This window comes from Pseudomonas sp. ADPe, from assembly GCF_014843515.1.
In the GTDB taxonomy this organism is placed as follows: Bacteria; Pseudomonadota; Gammaproteobacteria; order Pseudomonadales; family Pseudomonadaceae; genus Pseudomonas; species Pseudomonas citronellolis.
Map to the genome: position 1 here is coordinate 3,558,545 of NZ_CP062122.1, position 22,930 is coordinate 3,581,474.

The window sequence follows — 22,930 nt, forward strand, 5'->3', positions numbered from 1 at the left end:
CGGGGGACGGGATGGCGTGAGCTGGCGCCCTGGGCTACCCGCGAAACCCCGCAGTTTAACGAAAAAGCGCGGGGCGCTGGCGGGCAATCGCTTCAGGGCGTGTCACTGGGCCGCAGGTGCGCCGAATTGCTGCAGGGCGCGCTCGATGCACTGGCAGGTCTTGTCGAAGGCCTGGCCCTGGACCTCGCCGATGGGGTGGCCGTTGCGGTCGGCGAGCACCAGCATCACCACGCGCTGGCCGCGGGCCAGGGAGCGCAGCAGCAGGTGGTTGCCGGGCAGCGCCGCCTTCAGGCGGCCGGGCAGCAGCGCGGAGTACTCGGCCATGTTGGCCGGGGTGAGGTGCAGGCGCGCCGGGCGTTCCAGCAGGCGGCGCAGCAACTGGCTGCCGGCCACCGGCAGTTGCAGGTTCTGCTCCGCGGGGGCCAGGCCGAAGCTGCGGCGGGCCTGCAGCAGGTTTTGCTGGCGGTCGGCGAGCAGCAGCACGGCGCGGCCCAGGCCGCAGGCGTGCAGGGCTTCGCTGGCGCATTCCAGCAGCGGCACCAGGTTGCCGAACGGGCTGGGCGTGCGCAGCAGTTCGGCGCACAGCCGGCGCCATTGTTCTGGGTTGCCGGCGGCGGGGGCGGGAGCGTTCGCCGCCGTAGGCTCGGACGTGGGCGCGTGGCGCGGCAGCCAGCGTTGGCTGTCCCAGGGCCAGAGCAGCGCCTGGGCCGGGTGCCAGTAGCGGGCGTCGGCGTCCTTGCGGGCGCTCTCCACGGCCAGGGCGTGAACCTGCTGCTGCAGCGCCTCCAGCGGCTCCTGCAGGTAGAGCGCGGTGAGCCGCTGCCAGCGCAGCATGTGCGGCCCGCCCCAGGACTGGTGCGCGGCCATCGCCAGGCTGTTGGCCAGGAGGATGGTGTTGGCCGGGCGCGTCAGCCAGCGCGCCAGCTCGGGATCGGCGTCCAGGCGCTGTTGCTGGGCCAGCGGCTCGCTTTCGGCGTGGGCCAGGTGCAGGGCGCGGACCAGCAGTTCGTGGTCCTCGCCGAGCAGGCGCAGGCCCTGGCCGATCCACTCCGGCAGGCGCCAGCGCTCGGCCAGGGCCGCGCACAGCGGCAGCAGGCGCATGCCCAGCAGCTCCTGCTCCACCTCGGCGCTGGCGCGGCCTTCGCCGAGCACCTGCTGTTGCCATTCTTCGAGCAGGTCCGGGCGCGCCGTGGCCAGGGCCCAGACCGGCGCCAGGATGAACAGGCTGCCCCAGTGGATTTCCTGCCACAGGCGCGCCAGGCGGCTGGCGAACAGGCCGCTGGCCTGCTGCATGGCGTGGCGGCTGATCAGCAGCATCTGCCCCAGGGCCGGCGGCATCTGCGCCTCGGGCACGCTGGGCAGGCTCTCCAGCAGGGCCGTGGCGCGCACCAGGCCGAGGCGGCTGAGGGCCACTTCCAGGCTTTCCGCCGGGTTGTCCTGGGCCATGCGCGCGCGGTTGGCCTCGCGCAGGATGGCCAGGGCCAGGGTGGGGCTGTCCTGCAGCAGGTCGACGATGTCGCGCAGGGACCGGCGGTTGTCCGCCAGGGCGCGGCGCACGCGCTCGTGCTGTTCGGCGGGTACCGGCAGCGGCAACTCCTCCAGCAACTGGAGCCAGGAGGCGAGGCGCTGCGGGTCGGGTGTCTGGATGGGCATGCTTGGGCCGCCGAACTGGTTTTTACAATTTGCAGCCTATAGTCTTGCGCGGTTTCTCCGATAACAAGAGGGTGGCGCATATTGGCGCTCCCGTCCCGTCCACCGTTCCAGTCGACTCTTCAATGGCAAAAATCATCGGCATCATTGTCCTGCTGGGCAGCGTCCTCGGCGGCTACCTGCTCTCCGGCGGCAAGATCATGGCCATCGTGCAGCCCTTCGAAGTGCTGATCATCGGTGGCGCCGCGCTGGGCGCCTTCCTCCAGGCGAACCCCGGCAGCACCTTCATGACGGTGCTGAAGAAGGCGCCGAAGATGTTCAGCAACCGCTTCACCCACGTCTTCTACCTGGAAGTGCTGGGGATGCTCTACGAGATCCTCAACAAGAGCCGCCGCGAAGGCATGATGGCCATCGAGGCCGACCTCGAGGAACCCGCTTCCAGCCCCATCTTCAGCAAGTACCCGGCGGTGCTGAAGGACGAGCGCATGACCGCCTACATCTGCGACTACCTGCGCATCATGTCCTCCGGCAACATGGCCCCCCCACGAGCTGGAAGGCCTGTTCGACATGGAACTGGGCAGCCTCAAGGAAGACCTGGAGCACCCGTCCCACGCCGTGACCCGCGTCGCCGACGCGCTGCCCGGCTTCGGTATCGTCGCCGCGGTGCTCGGCATCGTGATCACCATGGCTCTGCTCGGCCAGGGCAGCCAGGCGGAGATCGGCCACCACGTCGCCGCGGCGCTGGTCGGCACCTTCCTCGGTATCCTCGCCGCCTACGGCTTCGTCGGCCCGCTGTCCAACGCCCTGGAGCACGACGCCAAGGAAGAGCTGAACCTCTACGAGGCGATCAAGGCTTGCCTGGTGGCCTCGGCCTCGGGCATGCCGCCGTCGCTGGCGGTGGAGTTCGGCCGCAAGGTGCTGCTGCCGGCGCACCGTCCGAGCTTCAGCGAGCTCGAGCAGGCGGTGCGCGGGAGGTAGTGTCTGATGGCGTTTCGACACGGCCGCGACGGAGCCGCATTTTGCGCAGGGCAAGGCGCGAGGAGAGAGATTTGGTGATTCCAAATGAACGACGAGTAACGCGGCACTGCGCAAAATGCGGCCCGTCCCTTCGGGTTGTGCGGCAAATCACGCCATGCGTCGTTGCGGGACTTGCCAAGGGGGCGACCATTGCCTGCGTCCCGCGCCTAGCCTGGCGTGATTTGACGCGGCAACGCGGCTCGCGTCGAAACACCATCAGACACTAATCGCATGGACAACAACCAGCCGATCATCGTCAAGCGCGTCAAGCGCTACGCCGCCGGCCACCACGGCGGCTCCTGGAAGATCGCCTTCGCCGACTTCGCCACGGCGATGATGGCGTTCTTCCTGGTGTTGTGGCTGCTGTCCTCGGCCACCCCTGAGCAGAAGAAGGCGATTTCCGGCTACTTCCAGGACCCCATCGGCTTCACCGAGAGCGCCAGCCCCTACGTGATCGACCTCGGCGGCACGCCGACGCCGGCCCCGGACAAGACCCTAAACCCGCAGATCCAGGCGCAGCCGGAGGCGGACGAGACGCGCATCAGCCCGGAGTCGGAGAAGGAGGTCAACCCCGCCGAAGCCGAGCGCCAGGCCGAGCAGATCGAGCACGAGCGCCTGGAACTGCTGCTCCAGGAGTTGCAGAACAAGGTCGACGAGAACCCCACGCTGCGCCGCTTCAAGGACCAGATTCTGTTCGAGATCACCCGCGACGGCCTGCGCATCCAGATCGTCGACGCCGAGAACCGGCCGATGTTCGACCTGGGCAGCGCGCGCCTGCAGCCGTACTTCGAGGACATCCTGCTGGCCATGGCCGAGACCATCAAGCAGGTGCCGAACAAGATCAGCATCAGCGGCCACACCGACGCCAAGCCCTACGCCGGCGACGAGTTCGGCAACTGGGAGCTGTCGGCCAACCGCGCCAACGCCGCGCGCCGCGCCCTGGTGGCCGGCGGCTATCCGGAAGGGCAGATCGCCCGGGTGGTGGGCTACGCCTCGTCGCAACTGTTCGACCGCAAGAACCCGCTGAACCCGGTGAACCGGCGCATCGACATCATCGTCCTGACCAAGCGTGCGCAACGCGCCATCGAGGGCCAGGACGGCACCGCCGAGGAGCCGTCGGCCAGCCAGCCGGCCACTTCTCCTGCCGGGGCGGCAACGCCAGCCGGGGCCGCGCCGACGCCGCCCCAGGGCGCCGCGCCCGCGTCCCAGCCGCTGCCCGCCGAACAGGTGCGCGAGAAGCTCAACCTGTTCGATGACGGCAAGCTGAAGCTGGACGAGCTGAAGAAGCAGTGAAGGCGGGCCTGGCGCTCCGACAAGGCTGTCGGAGTGCGGGTGTCGATCAGTAATCCGTTTCCGGCAGGCTGGCGAGAATGTGCCGATAACTGGCCATGCGCTGCGGGCTGATGCGGCCTTCCTCCAGAGCCTTGAGCAGCGCGCAGCCGGGCTCGCGGTCGTGCTTGCAGTCGCGGAAGCGGCAGTGCCCGAGCAGGTCGCGGAACTCGATGAAGCCGGCCTCGACGTCGTCGCGAGTGACGTGCCCCAGGCCGAATTCGCGGATGCCGGGGGAGTCGATCAGGTCGCCGCCGGCGGGGAAGTGGAACAGCCGCGCCGTGGTGGTGGTGTGGGTGCCCTTGCCGGTGATCTCCGAGAGGTCGCCGACGCGGGTGTCCACCCCCGGTAGCAGGGCGTTGACCAGCGACGACTTGCCCACCCCGGACTGGCCGACGAACACGCTGACGTGATCGTTCAGCGCCGCGCGCAGGGCGTCCATGGCCAGGCCGTTGAAGGCCGAGACCTCCAGCAGCGGGTAGCCCAGGTCGCGGTAGGTGCCCAGCAGGGCGTCGATCTGCTCGGCGTTCTGCTCGTCGATCAGGTCGGCCTTGTTCAGCAGCAGCAGCGGCTGGATGCCGGCGTGCTCGGCGGCGATCAGGTAGCGGTCGATCAGGTTGGCGTGGGGCTCGGGCCGCGGGGCGAAGACGATGACGATGCGGTCGACGTTGGCCGCCACCGGCTTGAGCAGGCCGCGCATGTCCGGGCGGCACAGCTCGGAGGTGCGCGGCAGCTGCGCGACTATCACGCCGATGCCCTGGTTGCCCGGGCGCCAGACCACGCGGTCGCCGGTCACCAGTGGCGGCAGGTTGGCGCGCAGGTGGCAGCGCAGCACCTCGCCGGCGTGCTCGCCCTCCAGCGCCTCGACTTCCACCTGGACGCCGAAGTGGGCGATCACCAGGCCGTTCTGCTCCGGCCCCAGGTCGCCGCCTTCCAGCTCCTCCAGGGCGCGTGACTCGCGCTTGGCGGCACGCGCGGCGCGCTCTTCCTGGATCTTTTCGATGCGCCAGCTCTGCCGGCGGGTGAGATGACGCTTGGCCATATGCAATCCACGGGAAAAATCGCCGGCGAGTTTAGCATGCGCATTCGCTCTTCCCGCTAAACTAGAGGGCTTGAGCCTAGGAGCGCAGCATGCAGAACCCACAGAACCTGATCTGGATCGACCTGGAGATGACCGGCCTGGACCCGGACCGGGACGTGATCATCGAAATGGCCACCATCGTCACCGACAGCGAGCTGAACATTCTCGCGGAAGGCCCGGTGATCGCCGTGCACCAGAGCGAGGAGACCCTCGCCGGCATGGACGAGTGGAACACCCGCCAGCACGGCCAGTCGGGCCTGACCCAGCGCGTGCGCGAAAGCATCACCGACGCCGCCCAGGCCGAGGCCATGACCCTGGCCTTCCTGGAAAAATGGGTGCCCAAGCGCGCCTCGCCGATCTGCGGCAACAGCATCTGCCAGGACCGCCGCTTCCTCTATAGGTACATGCCGAAGCTGGAGGCCTACTTCCACTACCGCAACCTGGATGTCTCCACCCTCAAGGAACTGGCGGCGCGCTGGGCTCCGCAGGTGCGGGATGGCTTCAAGAAGGGCAACACCCACCTGGCGCTGGACGACATCCGCGAATCCATCGCCGAGCTGCGCTATTACCGCGAGACCTTCATCAAGGTCTGAACCGCAGTAGCAGGGGAAGCGCGGTCGTAGGAGCAACTGTCTGCGCCTACTGCGCCGAAGTGCTTTTCGTAGGATGGGTTGAGCGAAGCGATACCCATGCGGTCATGGCGATGGGTATCGCTTCGCTCAACGCCATCCTACGGGGCATTGCCGGAAGATGTAGGGGCGATCCCATGCCGCCGCAGCGCCCACTCGACGTGCTCGCGCACCAGCTCCGACGGAAACTCCCGCCGCGCCTTCAGCGCCTCTATCACCGGAATGCTTGAAGGCGCATTACCCAACCCCACCGCCAGGTTGCGCAGCCACCGCTCATAGCCCGCGCGGCGTAGCGGCGAGCCTTCGGTGCGGCTGAGGAATTCTTCTTCGCTCCAGAGGAACAGCTCGGCCAGCTCGGCATTGTCCAGACCGTGGCGCGGCTGGAAGTCGCCCTGCTCGCTGGGCCGGGCGAAGCGGTTCCACGGGCAGACGATCTGGCAGTCGTCGCAGCCGAACACCCGGTTGCCCATGGGCGCGCGCAGTTCCTCGGGGATCGGGCCCTTCAGCTCGATGGTCAGGTAGGAGATGCAGCGCCGCGCGTCCAGCACGTAGGGGCCGACGAAGGCGTTGGTCGGGCAGATCTCCAGGCAGGCGCTGCAACGCCCGCAGTGCTCGCTGCCGTGGGGCTCGTCCAGGGGCAGCGGCAGGTCGGTGAAGAGCTCACCGAGGAAGAAGTAGCTGCCGGCCTTGCGGTTGAGCAGCAGGGTGTTCTTGCCGATCCAGCCGAGCCCGGCCTGTTCGCCGATGGCTTTTTCCAGCACCGGCGCGCTGTCGACGAAGGCGCGGTAGCCGAACGGGCCGACCTCCTGCTGGATGCGCTCGGCCAGTTGCTGCAGGCGCTTGCGCACCAGCTTGTGGTAGTCGCGACCCAGGGCGTAGCGCGATACGTAGGCCTTCTCCGGCTCGGCCAGGCGCTGGGCCATGCGCGTGTCGCCGGGCAGGTAGTCCATGCGCAGCGAGACCACCCGCAGGGTGCCGGGCACCAGCTCGTCCGGGCGCCAGCGCTTGCTGCCATGGGCGCCCATGTAGTCCATCTCGCCGTGGTAGCCGGCGGCCAGCCAGCGCTGCAGGTGCTCGCCGTGGCTGGCCAGGTCCAGGCCGCCGATGCCGACCTGCTGGAAGCCCAGCTCGCGGCCCCAGGCCTTGATGCGCTCGGCGATGGCGCTGTAATCGGATGTGGAATCGTGCATGCGGGGGCGGGAAAGCGGGACCGGGGTAGGTATAATTCTGCCAGACCGCGCCGACCGGCGCCCGATTCCCCGCGGAAACCCGATGAATTCGCACCCTCACGACAGTCTGCCGACCGCGCTGTACAGCGCCCGGCAGGTGCGCGACCTCGACGCGCGCCTGATCGCCGCCGGCACTCCCGGCTTCGAACTCATGCAGCGCGCCGCCCACGCCGCCTGGCGCGCCCTGCGCCGGCGCTGGCCGGACGCCGGGCGCCTGACGGTGCTGGCCGGGCACGGCAACAACGCCGGCGACGGCTACCTGGTCGCCGCCCTGGCCCAGCGCGCCGGCTGGAACGTGCGCGTGCTGGCGGTGGGCGACACCGCGCGGCTGGCCGGCGACGCCGCATCCGCCCACGCCGAGGCCCTGGCCGCCGGCGTGACCATCCTGCCCTGGCACGAACACGCCGAACTGCATGGCGTGCTGGTGGATGCGCTGCTCGGCACCGGCCTCGGTGGCGCGGTGCGCGACCCGTACGCGGCGGCCATCGCGCGGATCAACGCCAGCGGCCTGCCGGTCCTGGCCATCGACATCCCCTCCGGCCTCAGCGCCGATACCGGCCAGGTGCTGGGCTGCGCGGTGCGCGCCGACCTGACGGTGACCTTCATCGGCCTCAAGTTCGGCCTGTTCACCGGCGAAGGTCCGGACCAGTGCGGCGAGCTGGCCTTCGACAACCTCGACGCCGATCCCGCGCAACTGCCCAAGGAGGCCCAGGCCACGCGCCTGGCGCCCAGCAGCCTGGCGCAGCTGGCGCCGCGGCCGAAGGCGGCGCACAAGGGCCTGTTCGGCCACCTGCTGCTGATCGGCGGCGACCACGGCATGGGCGGCGCCACCCTGCTGGCCGGCGAAGCGGCCCTGCGCAGCGGCGCCGGGCTGGTCTCGGTCGCCACCCGCGCCGCCCACGTGCCGGCGGCGCTGGCGCGCTGCCCGGAACTGATGACCCGCGGTGTGTCCTCGTCAGCCGAAGTGCTGCGCGCCGCCGAGCGCGCCAGCGTGCTGGTGGTCGGCCCCGGCATCGGCCGCAACGCCTGGGGGCGCTGCCTGGCCAGCGCCGCGGCCAGTCTGGAGCTGCCCCAGGTGTGGGACGCCGATGCGCTCAACCTGCTGGCCGAGGGCCAGGTGCAGCGCCCGGCGGGCAGCCTGGTGATCACCCCGCACCCCGCCGAGGCGGCGCGCCTGCTGGGCCGCTCCACCGCCGAGGTGCAGGCCGACCGGGCCGCCGCCGCGCGCGAACTGGCCAGCCGCTACCAGGCGGTGGCCGTGCTCAAGGGTGTCGGCAGCCTGGTCGCTGCGCCGGACGGCCGCCTGGCGCTGTGCTCCCATGGTCATCCGGCCATGGCCACCGCCGGCCTGGGGGACGTGCTGTCCGGGATAGTTGGCGCGTTGCTGGCGCAGAAACTGGAACCCTTCGACGCCGCCTGCCTGGCTGTCTGGCTGCATGCCCGCGCCGGCGAAATGCTTGGCGCGCAGGGGCGGGGGCTCGCGGCCAGCGACCTGATCCCTGCCGTTCGTCAGTTGCTCGAGGAGTTCGCCCCATGCCTGAACTGAAGCTGTTCGCCGACGGCGAGGAAGCCATGTACGCGCTGGGCGCGAGGATCGCCCGGGCCACCGGCGGGCGCGGGGTGATCTACCTGCACGGCGACCTCGGCGCCGGCAAGACCACGCTCTCGCGCGGCATTCTGCGCGGCCTGGGCCATGCCGGGGCGGTGAAGAGCCCGACCTTCACCCTGGTCGAGCCCTACGAGCTGGGCGAGGTGCGCGCCTTCCATTTCGATCTGTACCGCCTGGCCGACCCCGAGGAACTGGAATATCTGGGCATCCGCGATTACTTCGAAGGCGACGCCATGTGCCTGATCGAGTGGGCCGAAAGGGGCGCGGGCATTTTGCCAAAGGCCGACCTGGACATTACCATTACCCCGCAAGCGGGCGGCCGCATGCTGCGCCTGGAACCGCACGGAGTGCGGGGCGAAGCCTGGTGCGCCGTCCTGGCTACGGGAGCATGAGAAAAAACATGGGTTGGGGGTTGCGCCTTCGGGCGCTGTTGGCCGGGTTGTTCATCCTGCTGGCGCTGGGCGCCGGCGAGGTTCTTGCCGCCGCGCAAATCACGCAGATCAAGAGCGTGCGCCTGTGGCGCGCGCCGGACAACACGCGCCTGGTGTTCGACCTGTCCGGCCCGGTGCAGCACAGCCTGTTCACCCTCAGCGCGCCGAACCGCATCGTCATCGACCTCAATGGCGCGCAGCTGAGCACCGCGCTGAACCAGCTCAAGCTGAAGAACACCCCGATCACCTCGGTGCGTTCGGCGCAGCGCTCGCCCACCGACCTGCGCCTGGTGCTGGACCTCTCCGCCCAGGTGACGCCCAAGAGTTTCGTCCTGCCGCCCAACCAGCAGTACGGCAACCGCCTGGTGGTGGACCTCTACGACCAGGGCGCGGACATTACCCCCGACGTGCCCGCCACGCCCACGCCGAACCAGCCGGCCACCCCGGTGACGCCGACGCAGCCGGTGGCCAAGGCGCCGGTGCCGGCCGGCGGCAAGCGCGACATCATCATCGCCATCGACGCCGGCCACGGCGGCGAGGACCCGGGCGCCTCCGGCCCGAACGGCCTGCACGAGAAGAACATCACCCTGTCGATCGCCCGCGAACTGCAGCGGCAGATCAACCAGATGAAGGGCTTCCGCGCCGAGCTGACGCGCACCGGCGACTACTTCATCCCGCTGCGCGGGCGCACCGCCATCGCGCGCAAGAAGGGCGCCGACCTGTTCGTCTCCATCCACGCCGACGCCGCGCCCAGCCGCAGCGCCTTCGGCGCCTCGGTGTTCGCCCTCTCCGACCGCGGCGCCACCTCCGAGACCGCGCGCTGGCTGGCCGACAGCGAAAACCGTTCCGACCTGATCGGCGGCGACGGCAGCGTCAGCCTCGACGACAAGGACCACATGCTCGCCGGCGTGCTGCTCGACCTGTCGATGACCGCCACCATGTCCTCCAGCCTGGACGTCGGGCACAAGGTGCTGACCAATGTCGGCCGCGTCACCTCGCTGCACAAGAACCGCGTCGAGCAGGCCGGCTTCATGGTGCTGAAGTCGCCGGACATCCCGTCGATCCTGGTGGAGACCGGCTTCATCTCCAACCCCGGCGAGTCGCAGAAGCTCAACAGCGCCTCGCACCAGCAGGCCCTGGCCCGCTCCATCGCCGCCGGCGTGCGCCAGTACTTCGTGCAGACGCCGCCGCCGGGCACCTACATCGCCTCGCTGCGCGACGGCGGGCAGATTTCCAGCGGGCCGCGCCAGCACGTGGTGCGCGCCGGCGAGAGCCTGTCGATGATCGCCGCTCGCTACGACGTGAGCATGGCCACCCTGCGCAGCACCAACAACCTGAAGACCGATAGCGTGCGCATCGGCCAGGTGCTGAACATCCCCGCGACTTCCCTGGCGGCGCAGCAATGAACGAAGCACGCCGCATCCAGCTGCTCAGCCCGCGGCTGGCCAACCAGATCGCCGCCGGCGAGGTGGTCGAGCGCCCTGCCTCGGTGATCAAGGAACTGCTGGAGAACTGCCTGGACGCCGGCGCCCGGCGCATCGACGTCGAGGTGGAACAGGGCGGCATCAAGCTGCTGCGGGTACGCGACGACGGCGGCGGCATTCCTGCCGACGACCTGCCGCTGGCCCTGGCGCGCCACGCCACCAGCAAGATCCGCGAGCTGGAAGACCTCGAGGCGGTGATGAGCCTGGGCTTCCGCGGCGAGGCCCTGGCCTCGATCAGCTCGGTGTCGCGGCTGACCATGACCTCGCGCACCGCCGACGCCGAGCAGGCCTGGCAGGTGGAGACCGAGGGCCGCGACATGCAGCCGCGGGTGCAGCCGGCGGCGCACCCGGTGGGCACCAGCGTCGAGGTCCGCGACCTGTTCTTCAACACCCCGGCGCGGCGCAAGTTCCTGCGCGCCGAGAAGACCGAGTTCGACCACCTGCAGGAAGTCATCAAGCGCCTGGCCCTGGCCCGCTTCGACGTGGCCTTCCACCTGCGCCACAACGGCAAGACCATCTTCAGCCTGCACGAGGCCGCGGACGAGGTCGCCCGCGCGCGCCGCGTCGGCGCCGTGTGCGGCCCGGCCTTCCTCGAGCAGGCGCTACCCATCGAGATCGAGCGCAACGGCCTGCACCTGTGGGGCTGGGTCGGCCTGCCGACCTTCTCCCGCAGCCAGCCGGACCTGCAGTACTTCTACGTCAACGGCCGCATGGTGCGCGACAAGCTGGTCGCCCACGCGGTGCGCCAGGCCTACCGCGACGTGCTCTACAACGGCCGCCACCCGACCTTCGTGCTGTTCCTGGAGGTCGACCCGGCGACGGTGGACGTCAACGTGCACCCGACCAAGCACGAAGTGCGCTTCCGCGACAGCCGCATGGTCCACGACTTCCTCTATGGCACCCTGCACCGGGCGCTCGCCGAGGTGCGCCCGGACGACCAGTTGGCGCCGCCGGGGGCCACCACCCTGACCGTCCCGCGCCCCACCGGGCAGGCTGCCGGGGAGTTCGGCCCGCAGGGCGAGATGAGCCTGTCGGACAAGGTGCTGGAGGCCCCGGCCGCAGCGCGTACCTGGAGCGGCTCGGGCGGTTCCTCCGGTTCCGGCGGCGGCTATTCCTACCAGCCGCCGCGCCAGGACATGCCGCCCGCCGCCGAGGCCCAGGGCGCCTACCGCACCTATTTCGCGCCGCTGCCGGAACAGGCCGCGACGGCCGCGCCCCAGGCTCTGCCGGAAAGCGCCCAGGATGTCCCGCCGCTGGGCTACGCCCTGGCCCAGCTCAAGGGCATCTATATCCTCGCCGAGAACGCCCACGGCCTGGTGCTGGTGGACATGCATGCGGCCCATGAGCGCATCACCTACGAGCGCCTGAAGGTCGCCATGGACAGCGAAGGCCTGCGCGGCCAGCCGCTGCTGGTGCCCGAATCCCTCGCGGTGAGCGAACGCGAGGCCGACTGCGCCGAGGAACACGGCGGCTGGTTCAGCCGGCTCGGCTTCGAGCTGCAGCGCCTGGGCCCGGAAAGCCTGGCGATCCGCCAGATTCCCGCGCTGCTCAAGCAGGCCGAGGCGACCCAACTGGTGCGCGACGTGCTCGCCGACCTGCTGGAATACGGCACCAGCGACCGCATCCAGGCGCACCTCAACGAACTGCTCGGGACCATGGCCTGCCATGGCGCGGTGCGCGCCAACCGGCGCCTGACGCTGCCGGAGATGAACGCCCTGCTGCGCGACATGGAAATCACCGAGCGCAGCGGCCAGTGCAACCACGGCCGGCCCACCTGGACGCAACTGGGCCTGGACGAGCTGGACAAACTCTTCCTGCGCGGGCGCTGAAATAAAGCCAGCCTTAAGCCAAGTGCAGTAAACTGCGCGCCAATCGATTCAGCGCGTGGTCCGCACGCGCCCGTTCTACCGAAGAGTTGCCGATGTCTTCCCTGCCTCCTGCCATCTTCCTCATGGGCCCGACCGCCGCCGGCAAGACCGACCTGGCGCTGGAACTGGCGCGGCTGCTGCCCATCGAGCTGGTCAGCGTCGACTCGGCGCTGGTCTACCGTGGCATGGACATCGGCACGGCGAAGCCCTCGAAGGAAATCCTGGCCGAATTCCCGCACCGCCTGATCGACATCCGCGATCCGGCCGAAAGCTATTCGGCGGCGGAATTCCGCGCCGACGCCCTGGCGGCCATGGCCGAGATCACCGCGGCGGGGCGCATCCCCCTGCTGGTCGGCGGCACCATGTTGTATTTCAAGGCATTGCTGGAAGGTATGGCGGACATGCCCAGCGCCGATCCGGCGGTGCGCGCCGAGCTGGAAGCCTGGGCCGCGGCCGAGGGCTGGGCAGCGCTGCATGCCGAATTGCAGCGGGTCGACCCGGAATCGGCGGCGCGCATCCACCCCAACGACCCGCAACGCCTGGTCAGGGCGCTGGAAGTGCAACGCGTCAGCGGCTTGTCGATGAGCGACCACCGCCGGCGCCAGGCGGCTGAAAATGCCGGTGCCAGCGCGCCAGGCGCGGCGCAATTACCGTATACTGTGGCGCAACTGGCGATTGCACCTCAGCAGCGCCAGGTACTGCACGCGCGAATCGCGCAACGTTTTCGTCAGATGCTGGAACAGGGCTTCATCGCCGAGGTCGAAGCACTTCGCGCGAGAGACGACTTGCACGCCGCTCTGCCATCCATTCGTGCCGTGGGCTACCGACAGGTATGGGAATACCTCGAGGGCAAACTGTCCTACGCTGAGATGGAGGAGCGCGGCGTGATTGCCACCCGGCAACTAGCCAAGCGCCAGTTCACCTGGCTGCGCAGCTGGGGCCATCTACACTGGTTGGACAGTCTGGCAGGCGACAATCTGCCGCGTGCCTTGAAATATCTTGAGGCGGTCTCCATATAGGTTCGAGACCATAATTCAGCCGTCTATCCTTGGGGTTACCGACGGCAACAAGCCATTCGACTACTACTAAATCTATTGATTCCCTAAAGGAGTGCGGCATATGTCAAAAGGGCATTCGCTACAAGACCCTTACCTGAATACCCTGCGAAAAGAACGCGTACCGGTCTCCATCTACCTGGTGAACGGTATCAAGCTGCAAGGTCAGATCGAATCCTTCGACCAGTTCGTGATTTTGCTGAAGAACACTGTCAGCCAGATGGTCTACAAGCACGCCATTTCCACCGTCGTGCCCAGCCGTCCGGTGCGTCTGCCCAGCGGCGATCAACCGGCCGAGCCGGGCAACGCTTGACGGTAGCCCGCCTTGTTCTTTGAGCGCCCGGGTGGTGGGGAACGGGCCATTCTGGTTCATCTGGAAGGTCAGGACCCCGAGGCGCGCGAAGACCCGCAGGAATTCCAGGAGCTGGCCCGTTCGGCGGGCGCGGAGTCGGTGGCATTTGTCAACGTTTCGCGCCATCAGCCGTCGGCCAAGTTCCTGATCGGCAGTGGCAAGGTCGATGAGCTGCGCGACCTGGTGCAAGTCCAGGACGTCGAGCTGATCATCTTCAACCACACCCTCACGCCCAGCCAGGAACGCAACCTCGAACGCGTCCTCGAATGCCGGGTGCTCGACCGTACCGGTCTGATTCTCGACATCTTCGCCCAGCGCGCCCGCACCCATGAGGGCAAGCTGCAGGTGGAGCTGGCGCAGCTCGAACACATGAGCACGCGCCTGGTGCGCGGCTGGACCCACCTGGAAAGGCAGAAGGGCGGTATCGGCCTGCGCGGTCCCGGTGAAACCCAGCTGGAAACCGACCGCCGCCTGCTGCGCGCCCGCATCCGCCAGATCAAGCAGCGCCTGGAGAAGGTCCGCAGCCAGCGCGAACAGGCCCGCCGTGGCCGGCGCCGGGCGGAAATCCCCTCGGTTTCCCTGGTCGGCTACACCAACGCCGGCAAGTCCACGCTGTTCAACGCCCTGACCACTTCCGAGGTCTACGCGGCCAACCAGCTGTTCGCCACCCTCGACCCGACCCTGCGCCGGCTCGAGCTGGAGGACGTCGGCCCGGTCGTGCTGGCCGACACCGTGGGTTTCATCCGCCACCTGCCGCACAAGCTGGTCGAGGCCTTCCGCGCTACGCTGGAAGAGTCGAGCAACGCCGACCTGTTGCTGCACGTGATCGATGCCCACGAGCCGGAACGCGACGCGCAGGTGGAGCAGGTGCACGCGGTGCTGACCGAGATCGGCGCCAACGAGCTGCCGATGCTCGAGGTGTACAACAAGATCGACCTGCTGCCGGACATGGACGCGCGAATCCAGCGCGACGAGAGCGGCAAGCCGGTGCGGGTCTGGCTCTCCGCCCGAGACGGGCGCGGGCTGGAACTGCTGGAAAAGGCGGTGGCCGAGCTGCTGGGCGACGACCTGTTCGTCGGCACGCTCTGCCTGCCGCAGCGCCTGGGGCGCCTGCGCGCGCAGTTCTTCGAACTGGGCGCGGTGCAGTCCGAGGACCATGACGAGCAGGGACGCGCCGTTTTGCAGGTTCGCCTGCCGCGTGTCGAGTTGAACCGCCTGGTCAGCCGCGAGGGATGGCAGCCGGCGGAGTTCATTGCGCAACACACTTTGCAATAAAGCCCGGAACGGTGCTTTTGGCACCGGGCGGGGCATTCGGTAGCATGGGTGGTCGCGCCGCTGGCGCGTTTCGCGTTACTAGATGGAGAGCGCTATGGCTTGGAATGAGCCGGGTGACAACTCGAACAAGAACGATCAGGATCCCTGGGGCGGGCGCCGTGGCGGCGGCCGCCAGGGCCCTCCGGATCTCGATGAGGCCTTCCGCAAGCTGCAGGACAGCCTCAATCGCATCTTCGGCGGCAAGAAACCGCGGGGCGGCAGCCCCGTCGGCGGCAAGGGCGGTGGCCTGGGCCTGTTCGGCATCGGCCTGGCCGTGCTCGCCGTGCTCTGGCTGTACAACGCCATCTACGTGGTGGACGAGCAGGAGCAGGCGGTGATCCTGCGTATGGGCAAGTACTACGACACCGTGGGCCCGGGCCTGAACTTCTACTTCCCGCCGATCGACAGGAAGTTCCAGGAGAACGTCACCCGCGAGCGTGCCTACAGCAAGCAGGGGCAGATGCTCACCGAGGACGAGAACATCGTCGAGGTCCCGCTGACCGTGCAGTACAAGGTCAGCAACCTGAAGGACTTCGTGCTCAACGTCGACCAGCCCGAGGTCAGCCTGCAGCACGCTACCGAGAGCGCCCTGCGCCACGTGGCCGGCTCCACCACCATGGACCAGATCCTCACCGAGGGCCGCGAACAGATGGCCACCGAGGTGCGCGATCGCCTGCAGCGCTTCCTGGACACCTACAAGACCGGTATCACCGTGACCCAGGTGAACATCCAGAGCGCCGCCGCCCCGCGCGAGGTGCAGGAAGCCTTCGACGACGTGATCCGTGCCCGCGAAGACGAACAGCGCGAGAAGAACCAGGCCGAAGCCTACGCCAACGGCGTGGTGCCCGAAGCCCGCGGCCAGGCCCAGCGCATCATCGAGGAAGCCAACGGCTACCGCGACGAGGTGGTTGCCCGCGCCGAGGGTGAGGCCGACCGCTTCAGCAAGCTGGCCGGCGAATACCGCAAGGCGCCGGAGGTCACCCGCGAGCGCCTGTACCTGGACACCATGCAGGAGGTCCTGTCGCAGAGCAGCAAGGTGCTGGTCACCGGGCAGCAGGGGCAGAACAACCTGATCTACCTGCCGCTGGACAAGATGATCGACGGCCGTGGCTCGGCGACGCCGGGCAGCGGCGCGGCGGGTACGACGAGCAGCACGCCGGACATCGGCTCGCGGGTCGCCAGCGACCTGCAGCAACGTGACCTGCGCACCAGGGAGAGCCGCTGATGAGTAACAAGTCCCTGATCGCCCTGATCGCCGCCGTGGTGGCTGCCGTGGCGCTGTGGAGCAGCATCTACGTGGTGCAGCAGACCGAGCGCGCGGTGCTGCTGCGCTTCGGCCGCGTGGTCGAGTCGGACGTGCAGCCTGGCCTGCACTTCAAGATTCCGTACGTCAACCAGGTGCGCAAGTTCGACGGCCGCCTGCTGACCCTGGACTCGCCGACCCAGCGTTTCCTCACCCTGGAGAAGAAGGCAGTGATGGTCGACGCCTACGCCAAGTGGCGTGTGGCCGACGCCGAGCGCTTCTATACCGCGACCTCGGGCCTCAAGCAGATCGCCGACGAGCGCCTGTCGCGGCGCCTGGAAGCCGGCCTGCGCGACCAGTTCGGCAAGCGCACCCTGCACGAGGTGGTGTCCGGCGAGCGCGACGCATTGATGGGCGACATCACCGCGTCGCTCAATCGCATGGCGCAGAAGGAGCTGGGCATCGAGGTCATCGACGTGCGCGTCAAGGCCATCGACCTGCCGAAGGAAGTCAACCGCAGCGTGTTCGAGCGCATGAGCACCGAGCGCGAGCGCGAGGCCCGCGAGCACCGTGCCAAGGGCCGCGAACTGGCCGAGGGTATCCGCGCCGACGCCGACCGCCAGCGCCGCGTGCTGTTGGCCGAGGCCTATCGGCAGTCCGAGGAAACCCGCGGTGAGGGCGACGCCAAGGCGGCGGCGATCTACGCCAAGGCCTACAACCAGGACCCGGAGTTCTATGCCTTCACCCGCAGCCTCAAGGCCTACCGCGACAGCTTCGCCGACAAGAAGGACGTCCTGGTGCTGAGCCCGGACAACGAGTTCTTCCGTTATCTGGAGAAGTCCAAGCCCTGAGTGGGTTCTCCGGCGGGCGGCAGCGCCCGCCGGAGAAAACGTGTTATCATGGGTCAGCCGGGAAATCCCGGCTTTTTTGCGTCCGCGAGATTTATGTACAGAGAGCCATGTGGCAGGAATTCGGCAAAGCGTTCTGTCTGTTGCTGGTGCTGGAGGGCATCCTCCCTTTCCTGTATCCGCGTGGCTGGCGTGAGGCCGTCAGCGGGCTCGGTCGCCTCGACGACCGGCGCCTGCGGCTCATCGGGCTGGGCAGCATGCTGCTCGGTACCGGCCTTCTTTACTGGATTCACTAGATGAATTGCCGCCCGGCTGAAAGGGGAGAGGCGACATGGCAACGGTAGACCGCTGGCTGCTGCCAGATGGGATCGAAGAAGTGCTGCCACCTGAGGCGGCGCGCGTCGAAGCAGCCCGCCGTCAGGTGCTGGACCTGTTCCAGCGCTGGGGTTACGAGTTCGTCGTCACTCCGCACATCGAATACCTGGAGTCCCTGCTGACCGGTGCCGGCCAGGACCTGGACCTGCGCACCTTCAAGGTTACCGACCCGGCCTCGGGCCGGCTCATGGGCTTCCGCGCGGACATCACGCCGCAAGTAGCGCGCATGGACGCCCACAGCCTGCGCCGCGAGGGCCCTAACCGCCTGTGCTACGCCGGCAGCGTGCTGCATGCCCGCCCGCGCGCCCTGGCCACCTCGCGCAGCCCGATCCAGCTGGGCGCCGAGCTCTACGGCGACGCCAGCCCGGCGAGCGACGTCGAAGTCATCAGCCTGATGCTCGACATGCTGGCCATGGCCGAGGTGCCGGACGTGCACATGGACCTCGGCCATGTCGGCATCTACCGTGGCCTGGCCCGCGCCGCCGGCCTGTCCGGCGAGGCCGAGCAGGCCCTGTTCGACGCCTTGCAGCGCAAGGCGGTGGATGAAGTCGCCGCGCTCACCGACGGCCTGCCGGCCGAGCTCGCCGGCATGCTTCGCGCCCTGGCCGAGCTGTGCGGCAGCCGCGAGGTGCTGGAGCAGGCCGCCGCAGTGCTGGCCGATGCGCCGGCGGTGGTGAAGGCCGCCCTGGCGGATCTGGTCGTCATCGCCGACTCCCTGGCGCAACGCTTCCCGCAGCTGCCGTTGTACTTCGACCTCGGCGAGCTGCGTGGCTACCACTATCACACGGGGGTGGTGTTCGCCGCCTTCGTGCCCGGCGTCGGCGAGTCCATCGCCCAGGGTGGTCGCTACGACCACATCGGCGCCGACTTCGGCCGTGCGCGGCCGGCCACCGGCTTCTCCACCGACCTGAAGACCCTGGTGACCCTGGGCCAGGTGCGGCTGGACGCGCCGGTGCAAGGCATCTGGGCGCCGGCCGAAGGGGCCGGCCTCTGGCAGGCGGTGCAGCAGCTGCGCCGCGACGGGCGGCGCGTGGTTCAGGCGCTGCCCGGGCAGGATGCGGCTTCGGCGCGCGAGGCGGGTTGCGATGCGCAACTGCAGCTGCGCGAAGGCAATTGGCAGGTGGTGCCCTTCTGACCCGTGATCGACGGGCACCGCGAGTTTCCGCCGGCCGAGGCCGGCACCGAATATCCACGATGGGGACAAGTGTTATGGGTAAGAATGTCGTAGTCCTGGGCACCCAATGGGGTGATGAGGGCAAAGGCAAGATCGTCGACTTGCTCACCGACCAGGCTGCTGCCGTGGTTCGTTACCAGGGCGGCCACAACGCCGGCCACACCCTGGTGATCGACGGCGAGAAGACCGTGCTGCACCTGATTCCGTCGGGCATCCTGCGCGAAGGCGTGCAGTGCCTGATCGGCAACGGCGTGGTGCTGGCGCCCGACGCGCTGATGCGCGAGATCGCCAAGCTGGAGGAGAAGGGCGTACCGGTGCGCGAGCGCCTGCGCATCAGCCCGTCCTGCCCGCTGATCCTGTCCTTCCACGTCGCCCTCGACCAGGCGCGCGAGAAGGCCCGCGGCGACGCCAAGATCGGCACCACCGGCCGTGGCATCGGCCCGGCCTACGAAGACAAGGTCGCCCGTCGCGGCCTGCGCGTGGCCGACCTGTTCCACCGCGAGCGCTTCGCCGCCAAGCTGGGCGAACTGCTGGACTACCACAACTTCGTCCTGCAGAACTACTACAAGGAGCCGGCGGTCGACTTCCAGAAGACCCTCGACGAGTGCATGGGCTACGCCGAGCAGCTCAAGCCGCTGCTGGCCGACGTCACCAGCACCCTGCACGACCTGCGTCGCGCCAGCCAGAACATTATGTTCGAAGGCGCCCAGGGCTCGCTGCTGGACATCGACCACGGCACCTACCCGTTCGTCACCAGCTCCAACACCACTGCCGGCGGCACCGCCACCGGCTCCGGTTTCGGCCCGCTGTTCCTGGACTACATCCTCGGCATCACCAAGGCCTACACCACCCGCGTCGGTTCCGGCCCGTTCCCGACCGAGCTGTTCGACGAAGTGGGCGCCTACCTGGCGAAGAAAGGCCACGAGTTCGGCGCCACCACCGGCCGTGCCCGCCGTTGCGGCTGGTTCGACGCCGTGATCCTGCGCCGCGCCATCGAGATCAACAGCCTGTCCGGCCTGTGCCTGACCAAGCTGGACGTCCTCGACGGCCTGCAGACCGTGCGCATCTGCACCGGCTACAAGAACGCCGCTGGCGAACTGCTGACCGACGCGCCGACCGACGCCGATAGCTACATCGGCCTGCAGCCGGTGTACGAAGACCTGCCGGGCTGGAGCGAATCCACCGTCGGCGCCAAGACCCTGGAAGCCCTGCCGGCCAACGCCCGCGCCTACATCAAGCGCATCGAGGAGCTGGTCGGTGCGCCCATCGACATCATCTCCACCGGCCCGGACCGCAACGAGACCATCGTCCTGCGCCATCCGTTCGGCTGATCCGTCGCGGCGCTAGCCGCTGCGAAGGGTGTGAAAAGCCGCTTCTCCTGATGGGGAAGCGGCTTTTTCGTTTGGGACGCTCTTCGTGGGGGCGAGCTTGCTCGCGAACTGTGCCAGCCGGTGGCGTAGGAGTCCTGGGTTGGCTCCGTACCCTCTCCCCAGCCCTCGGCTGCGCGCCCCGCCCTGAAGGGAGAGGGGGCTTGTCCGTGCCGAGAGGAGGAATGGTTTCAGTTGGTAATCACTGTGCTAGCCGGCTAACGCCGAAATACCCAAGCGCTCCGAACGGTCCCCTCTCCCTTCAGGGAGAGGGTTAGGGAGAGGGTGTTCTTGGAGACATCTCCGGCCAATGGCCACCCTCAACGGCACGCCCCTTGCTGGCAAATGGCATCGGCGCATCCCGCGCCAGTATTCCGTTACCCGAGGAGGCACTCCGTGTCCGCCGTCCTTTCGCTGTTGCGCAGCCGCCTGCTGCGCCCCGTGTTCATCGCCCTGGGCCTGGCGCTGCTGGCGCAGTTGCTGATCGCCCTGTGGCTCACCCGCAGTACCGTGGACCAACTGGTGGCCGACCTGGGCGAACGCCTGGGCGGCCAGTCGCAGCGCCTGGCCGGCGAGCTGGAGCGCGCCGGTGGCGAGCTCAGTTCAGGGCTCACCGAGCTGTCCGCGCGGACCCGCGAGCGCCTTGGCGCCGCTTTGTCGGCACGCCTGGAAGAGGAGCGCGGTGAAACCCGTCAAAGCCTCGAACAGAGCCTGCGGCAGTCCGCCGACCAGCTTGCCCAACTGCTTGCTGCGGTGGCGCCCAAGGCCATGTGGGACAACGACGTACCGACGCTCTCCGAGTACGCCCGGCGCGCCCAGGCCAACCCCAACGTGCTCTTCGTGGTCTACGACGATGCCCAGGGGCAGCACCTGACGCGCTACCTCAACCGCGAGGACCCGCGCATCCAGGCGCTGCTCGCCAAGGGCCAGGCTGAGCGCGCCCTGGACAAGGTGCTGGAAGCGGCCGCCCACGACGACTCGGTGATCCTCTCCAGCGTGCCCATCAGCCCCAATGGCGTGGTGATCGGTACCGTGCGCCTGGGTATTTCCACGGCCGAAGTGGAGAAGCAGGTGCAGGCCCTGGACAAGCGCTTCTCCGCCCTGATCGCCAGTGGCGACCAACTGGTGGCCGACAGCCTGGCCGGCGCCGCCACCGACAGCAACAAGGCGCTGAGCGCCCGTCTGCAGGCGGCGCAACAGGCGGCCGCCGAGATGAGCCAGGGCGCGCAGGGCGCGGTGGAGGCTTCCGCCGGTAGCCTGCGTTGGCATATCGGCCTGGGGCTGCTGCTGGTCGGCCTGGGCGTACTGCTGGTGCTGGCTTTGGTGCTTGGGCGGCGGGTAGTGAACCGCCTGCGTTTGTTGATCGATGCACTCGACGACCTGGCGGCCGGGGAGGGCGACCTGACCCGCCGCGTGCGCCTGGACAGCAATGATGAAGTGGGCGAGATGGCGACCGCGGTGAACCGCTTCGTCGACAAGCTGCAGCCCATCGTCCGCGAGGCGGGGCAGGTGGCGCAGCGCACCGGCAGCGAGATCGCCGCCCTGGCCTCGCGCAGCGCCAGCGCCGAGGCGGCCGCCGATCGCCAGCGCAACGAAGTGGCCGGCAGCCTGGAGGCGCTCGCCGGCATGGCCGCCGAAGCCCAGCTGGAAAGCCAGGCCATGCAGGAGGCGCTGGAGCGCGTGGCGTCCATCCGCAAGGCGGCTGACGACAACGCGGCCATCGCCCGGCGCGTCGGCGGCCTCATCGAAACCCTGGAGTCCCGTGTGCAGAGCGGCGCCGGGGTGATCGAGAAGCTGGCGCAGCAGAGCGAGCAGATCGAAGTGGTGCTCTCGGTGATCCACGGCATCGCGGAACAGACCAACCTGCTGGCGCTCAATGCCGCCATCGAGGCGGCCCGCGCTGGCGAGAGCGGCCGCGGTTTCGCCGTGGTGGCCGACGAGGTGCGGGCGCTGGCGAGCAAGACGCAGCAGTCCACTGGCGACATACAAACGCATATCGATGCCCTGCAGCGCGGTGCGCGCGAGGCGGTGGAAGCCATCGGCCAGGCCCGCGAGCAGGCGGTGCAGGGGTTGGCTGCGCTACACGACAGCGAGCGCCTGCAGCGTGAAGTGCAGCGGGCCGTGGAGGAAGTGCATGGCGCCATCGAGTCGGCGGCCCATGCCGCCGAGCAGCAGGCCGCCGGTGCGGTCGCGGTGCGCGGGCGCGTCGAGGTGATCCACGCCGAGGCGGGACGCGCCGCGGAAGCCGTCGCCGCCACCGCCAGCAGCGGGCGCGTGCTGGACGGCCTGGCGGCGCAGCTGCGCGCCAGCCTGGGGCAGTTCAAGGCATGAGGGGAGGGGCCGGGTGTTTCGTCCGGCCCGCTCCTGCGAACGACGGAAACGAAAAAGCCGAGCAGTGCTCGGCTTTTTCGCTTGAAGATGGTGCCCAGGAGAAGACTCGAACTTCCACGGTGTTGCCACCGCTAGGACCTGAACCTAGTGCGTCTACCAATTCCGCCACCTGGGCATGCTTTTCAGCATGGGGTGCGATGATCGCTCATCGTCTTGCGGTAATGCAACCTTTCGGTCGCTTCGGCGTCTCAATGTCCGGTTATCAGGGTTCCGAACCGCCGCGATACAGCCAGGGGCTCTATCGTGAAATAAGTGGTGCCCAGGAGAAGACTCGAACTTCCACGGTGTTGCCACCGCTAGGACCTGAACCTAGTGCGTCTACCAATTCCGCCACCTGGGCACTGGATGCGATGATTGCTCATCGTTTCCGTGTTACAACGTCGCAGTGACGCTGTGGGCGCGAACTATACGGAGCAGGCTTTGGCTTGTAAACCCCTGATGCGATAAAAAATTTATTCTTGGTCGAAGCTGACCGACGAGCGGA

At 68.5% G+C, this 22,930-nt stretch carries 18 protein-coding genes, 2 tRNA genes and 1 pseudogene; 16 read left to right on the forward strand and 5 right to left on the reverse strand.

Features of this window, described 5'->3' with window-relative positions; all coding sequences use genetic code 11:
• Window positions 1–102: 102 nt before the first annotated feature.
• A complete protein-coding gene (locus IG194_RS16045; protein ID WP_058488195.1) occupies window positions 103–1,653 on the reverse strand; it encodes an HDOD domain-containing protein in 1,551 nt (516 codons plus the stop codon).
• A gap of 122 nt (window positions 1,654–1,775) precedes the next feature.
• On the opposite strand from IG194_RS16045, the pseudogene motA reads away from it, so the two are divergent.
• Window positions 1,776–2,628, forward strand: a pseudogene (motA, locus tag IG194_RS16050) (flagellar motor stator protein MotA).
• Window positions 2,629–2,898: 270 nt separating this feature from the next.
• On the forward strand, window positions 2,899–3,960 hold the full coding sequence (motB, locus tag IG194_RS16055; protein WP_058488196.1) for a flagellar motor protein MotB: 1,062 nt from the start codon (window positions 2,899–2,901) through the stop codon (window positions 3,958–3,960).
• A 46-nt stretch (window positions 3,961–4,006) separates the two neighbouring features.
• Here motB and rsgA read toward each other — a convergent pair whose 3' ends face one another.
• The gene (gene rsgA / locus IG194_RS16060; RefSeq protein ID WP_009613493.1) at window positions 4,007–5,038 is read right to left on the reverse strand and encodes a small ribosomal subunit biogenesis GTPase RsgA; all 1,032 of its coding nucleotides are present in this window, start codon (window positions 5,036–5,038) and stop codon (window positions 4,007–4,009) included.
• A gap of 89 nt (window positions 5,039–5,127) precedes the next feature.
• On the opposite strand from rsgA, the gene orn reads away from it, so the two are divergent.
• On the forward strand, window positions 5,128–5,670 hold the full coding sequence (gene orn / locus IG194_RS16065) for an oligoribonuclease (RefSeq protein WP_058488197.1): 543 nt from the start codon (window positions 5,128–5,130) through the stop codon (window positions 5,668–5,670).
• 137 nt (window positions 5,671–5,807) lie between these two features.
• Here the strand turns inward: orn and queG are convergent, their stop codons facing one another.
• On the reverse strand, window positions 5,808–6,896 hold the full coding sequence (gene queG, locus IG194_RS16070; protein WP_058488198.1) for a tRNA epoxyqueuosine(34) reductase QueG: 1,089 nt from the start codon (window positions 6,894–6,896) through the stop codon (window positions 5,808–5,810).
• Between the two features lie 82 nt (window positions 6,897–6,978).
• Between queG and IG194_RS16075 the strand changes: the two genes are divergently transcribed.
• The 13 genes from IG194_RS16075 (at window position 6,979) to IG194_RS16135 (ending at window position 22,386) form a co-directional block, all read left to right on the forward strand.
• Window positions 6,979–8,481, forward strand: a complete 1,503-nt coding sequence (locus IG194_RS16075) for a bifunctional ADP-dependent NAD(P)H-hydrate dehydratase/NAD(P)H-hydrate epimerase (RefSeq protein ID WP_058488199.1) — start codon at window positions 6,979–6,981, stop codon at window positions 8,479–8,481.
• A complete protein-coding gene (gene tsaE, locus IG194_RS16080) occupies window positions 8,469–8,936 on the forward strand; it encodes a tRNA (adenosine(37)-N6)-threonylcarbamoyltransferase complex ATPase subunit type 1 TsaE (protein ID WP_058488200.1) in 468 nt (155 codons plus the stop codon). Before IG194_RS16075 ends, tsaE begins: the two co-directional genes overlap by 13 nt.
• Before the next feature lie 8 nt (window positions 8,937–8,944).
• Complete coding sequence (gene amiB, locus IG194_RS16085) at window positions 8,945–10,381, forward strand: N-acetylmuramoyl-L-alanine amidase AmiB (protein ID WP_043299953.1); 1,437 nt, start codon at window positions 8,945–8,947, stop codon at window positions 10,379–10,381.
• Window positions 10,378–12,288, forward strand: a complete 1,911-nt coding sequence (gene mutL, locus IG194_RS16090; RefSeq protein WP_058488201.1) for a DNA mismatch repair endonuclease MutL — start codon at window positions 10,378–10,380, stop codon at window positions 12,286–12,288. Before amiB ends, mutL begins: the two co-directional genes overlap by 4 nt.
• Before the next feature lie 92 nt (window positions 12,289–12,380).
• On the forward strand, window positions 12,381–13,346 hold the full coding sequence (gene miaA / locus IG194_RS16095) for a tRNA (adenosine(37)-N6)-dimethylallyltransferase MiaA (protein ID WP_058488202.1): 966 nt from the start codon (window positions 12,381–12,383) through the stop codon (window positions 13,344–13,346).
• Window positions 13,347–13,446: 100 nt separating this feature from the next.
• A complete protein-coding gene (gene hfq, locus IG194_RS16100) occupies window positions 13,447–13,695 on the forward strand; it encodes an RNA chaperone Hfq (protein ID WP_003095657.1) in 249 nt (82 codons plus the stop codon).
• A 12-nt stretch (window positions 13,696–13,707) separates the two neighbouring features.
• On the forward strand, window positions 13,708–15,009 hold the full coding sequence (gene hflX / locus IG194_RS16105) for a ribosome rescue GTPase HflX (protein ID WP_043316877.1): 1,302 nt from the start codon (window positions 13,708–13,710) through the stop codon (window positions 15,007–15,009).
• Window positions 15,010–15,103: 94 nt separating this feature from the next.
• Window positions 15,104–16,273: an FtsH protease activity modulator HflK gene (gene hflK / locus IG194_RS16110; protein WP_009613468.1), complete on the forward strand. Its 1,170-nt coding sequence runs from the start codon at window positions 15,104–15,106 to the stop codon at window positions 16,271–16,273.
• Window positions 16,273–17,142 carry a protease modulator HflC gene (gene hflC, locus IG194_RS16115; RefSeq protein WP_009613467.1) on the forward strand — a complete coding sequence of 290 codons (870 nt, stop codon included), beginning with the start codon at window positions 16,273–16,275 and terminating at the stop codon, window positions 17,140–17,142. Before hflK ends, hflC begins: the two co-directional genes overlap by 1 nt.
• A gap of 107 nt (window positions 17,143–17,249) precedes the next feature.
• Complete coding sequence (locus tag IG194_RS16120; protein WP_009613466.1) at window positions 17,250–17,435, forward strand: DUF2065 domain-containing protein; 186 nt, start codon at window positions 17,250–17,252, stop codon at window positions 17,433–17,435.
• Between the two features lie 35 nt (window positions 17,436–17,470).
• The gene (locus tag IG194_RS16125) at window positions 17,471–18,649 is read left to right on the forward strand and encodes an ATP phosphoribosyltransferase regulatory subunit (protein ID WP_058488203.1); all 1,179 of its coding nucleotides are present in this window, start codon (window positions 17,471–17,473) and stop codon (window positions 18,647–18,649) included.
• Window positions 18,650–18,723: 74 nt separating this feature from the next.
• On the forward strand, window positions 18,724–20,019 hold the full coding sequence (locus tag IG194_RS16130) for an adenylosuccinate synthase (protein WP_009613464.1): 1,296 nt from the start codon (window positions 18,724–18,726) through the stop codon (window positions 20,017–20,019).
• A 432-nt stretch (window positions 20,020–20,451) separates the two neighbouring features.
• The gene (locus tag IG194_RS16135) at window positions 20,452–22,386 is read left to right on the forward strand and encodes a methyl-accepting chemotaxis protein (RefSeq protein WP_058488204.1); all 1,935 of its coding nucleotides are present in this window, start codon (window positions 20,452–20,454) and stop codon (window positions 22,384–22,386) included.
• 88 nt (window positions 22,387–22,474) lie between these two features.
• Here IG194_RS16135 and IG194_RS16140 read toward each other — a convergent pair.
• Window positions 22,475–22,561: transfer RNA gene (locus tag IG194_RS16140), tRNA-Leu, on the reverse strand.
• A 138-nt stretch (window positions 22,562–22,699) separates the two neighbouring features.
• Window positions 22,700–22,786, reverse strand: a tRNA-Leu gene (locus tag IG194_RS16145).
• Between the last annotated feature and the right edge of the window lie 144 nt (window positions 22,787–22,930).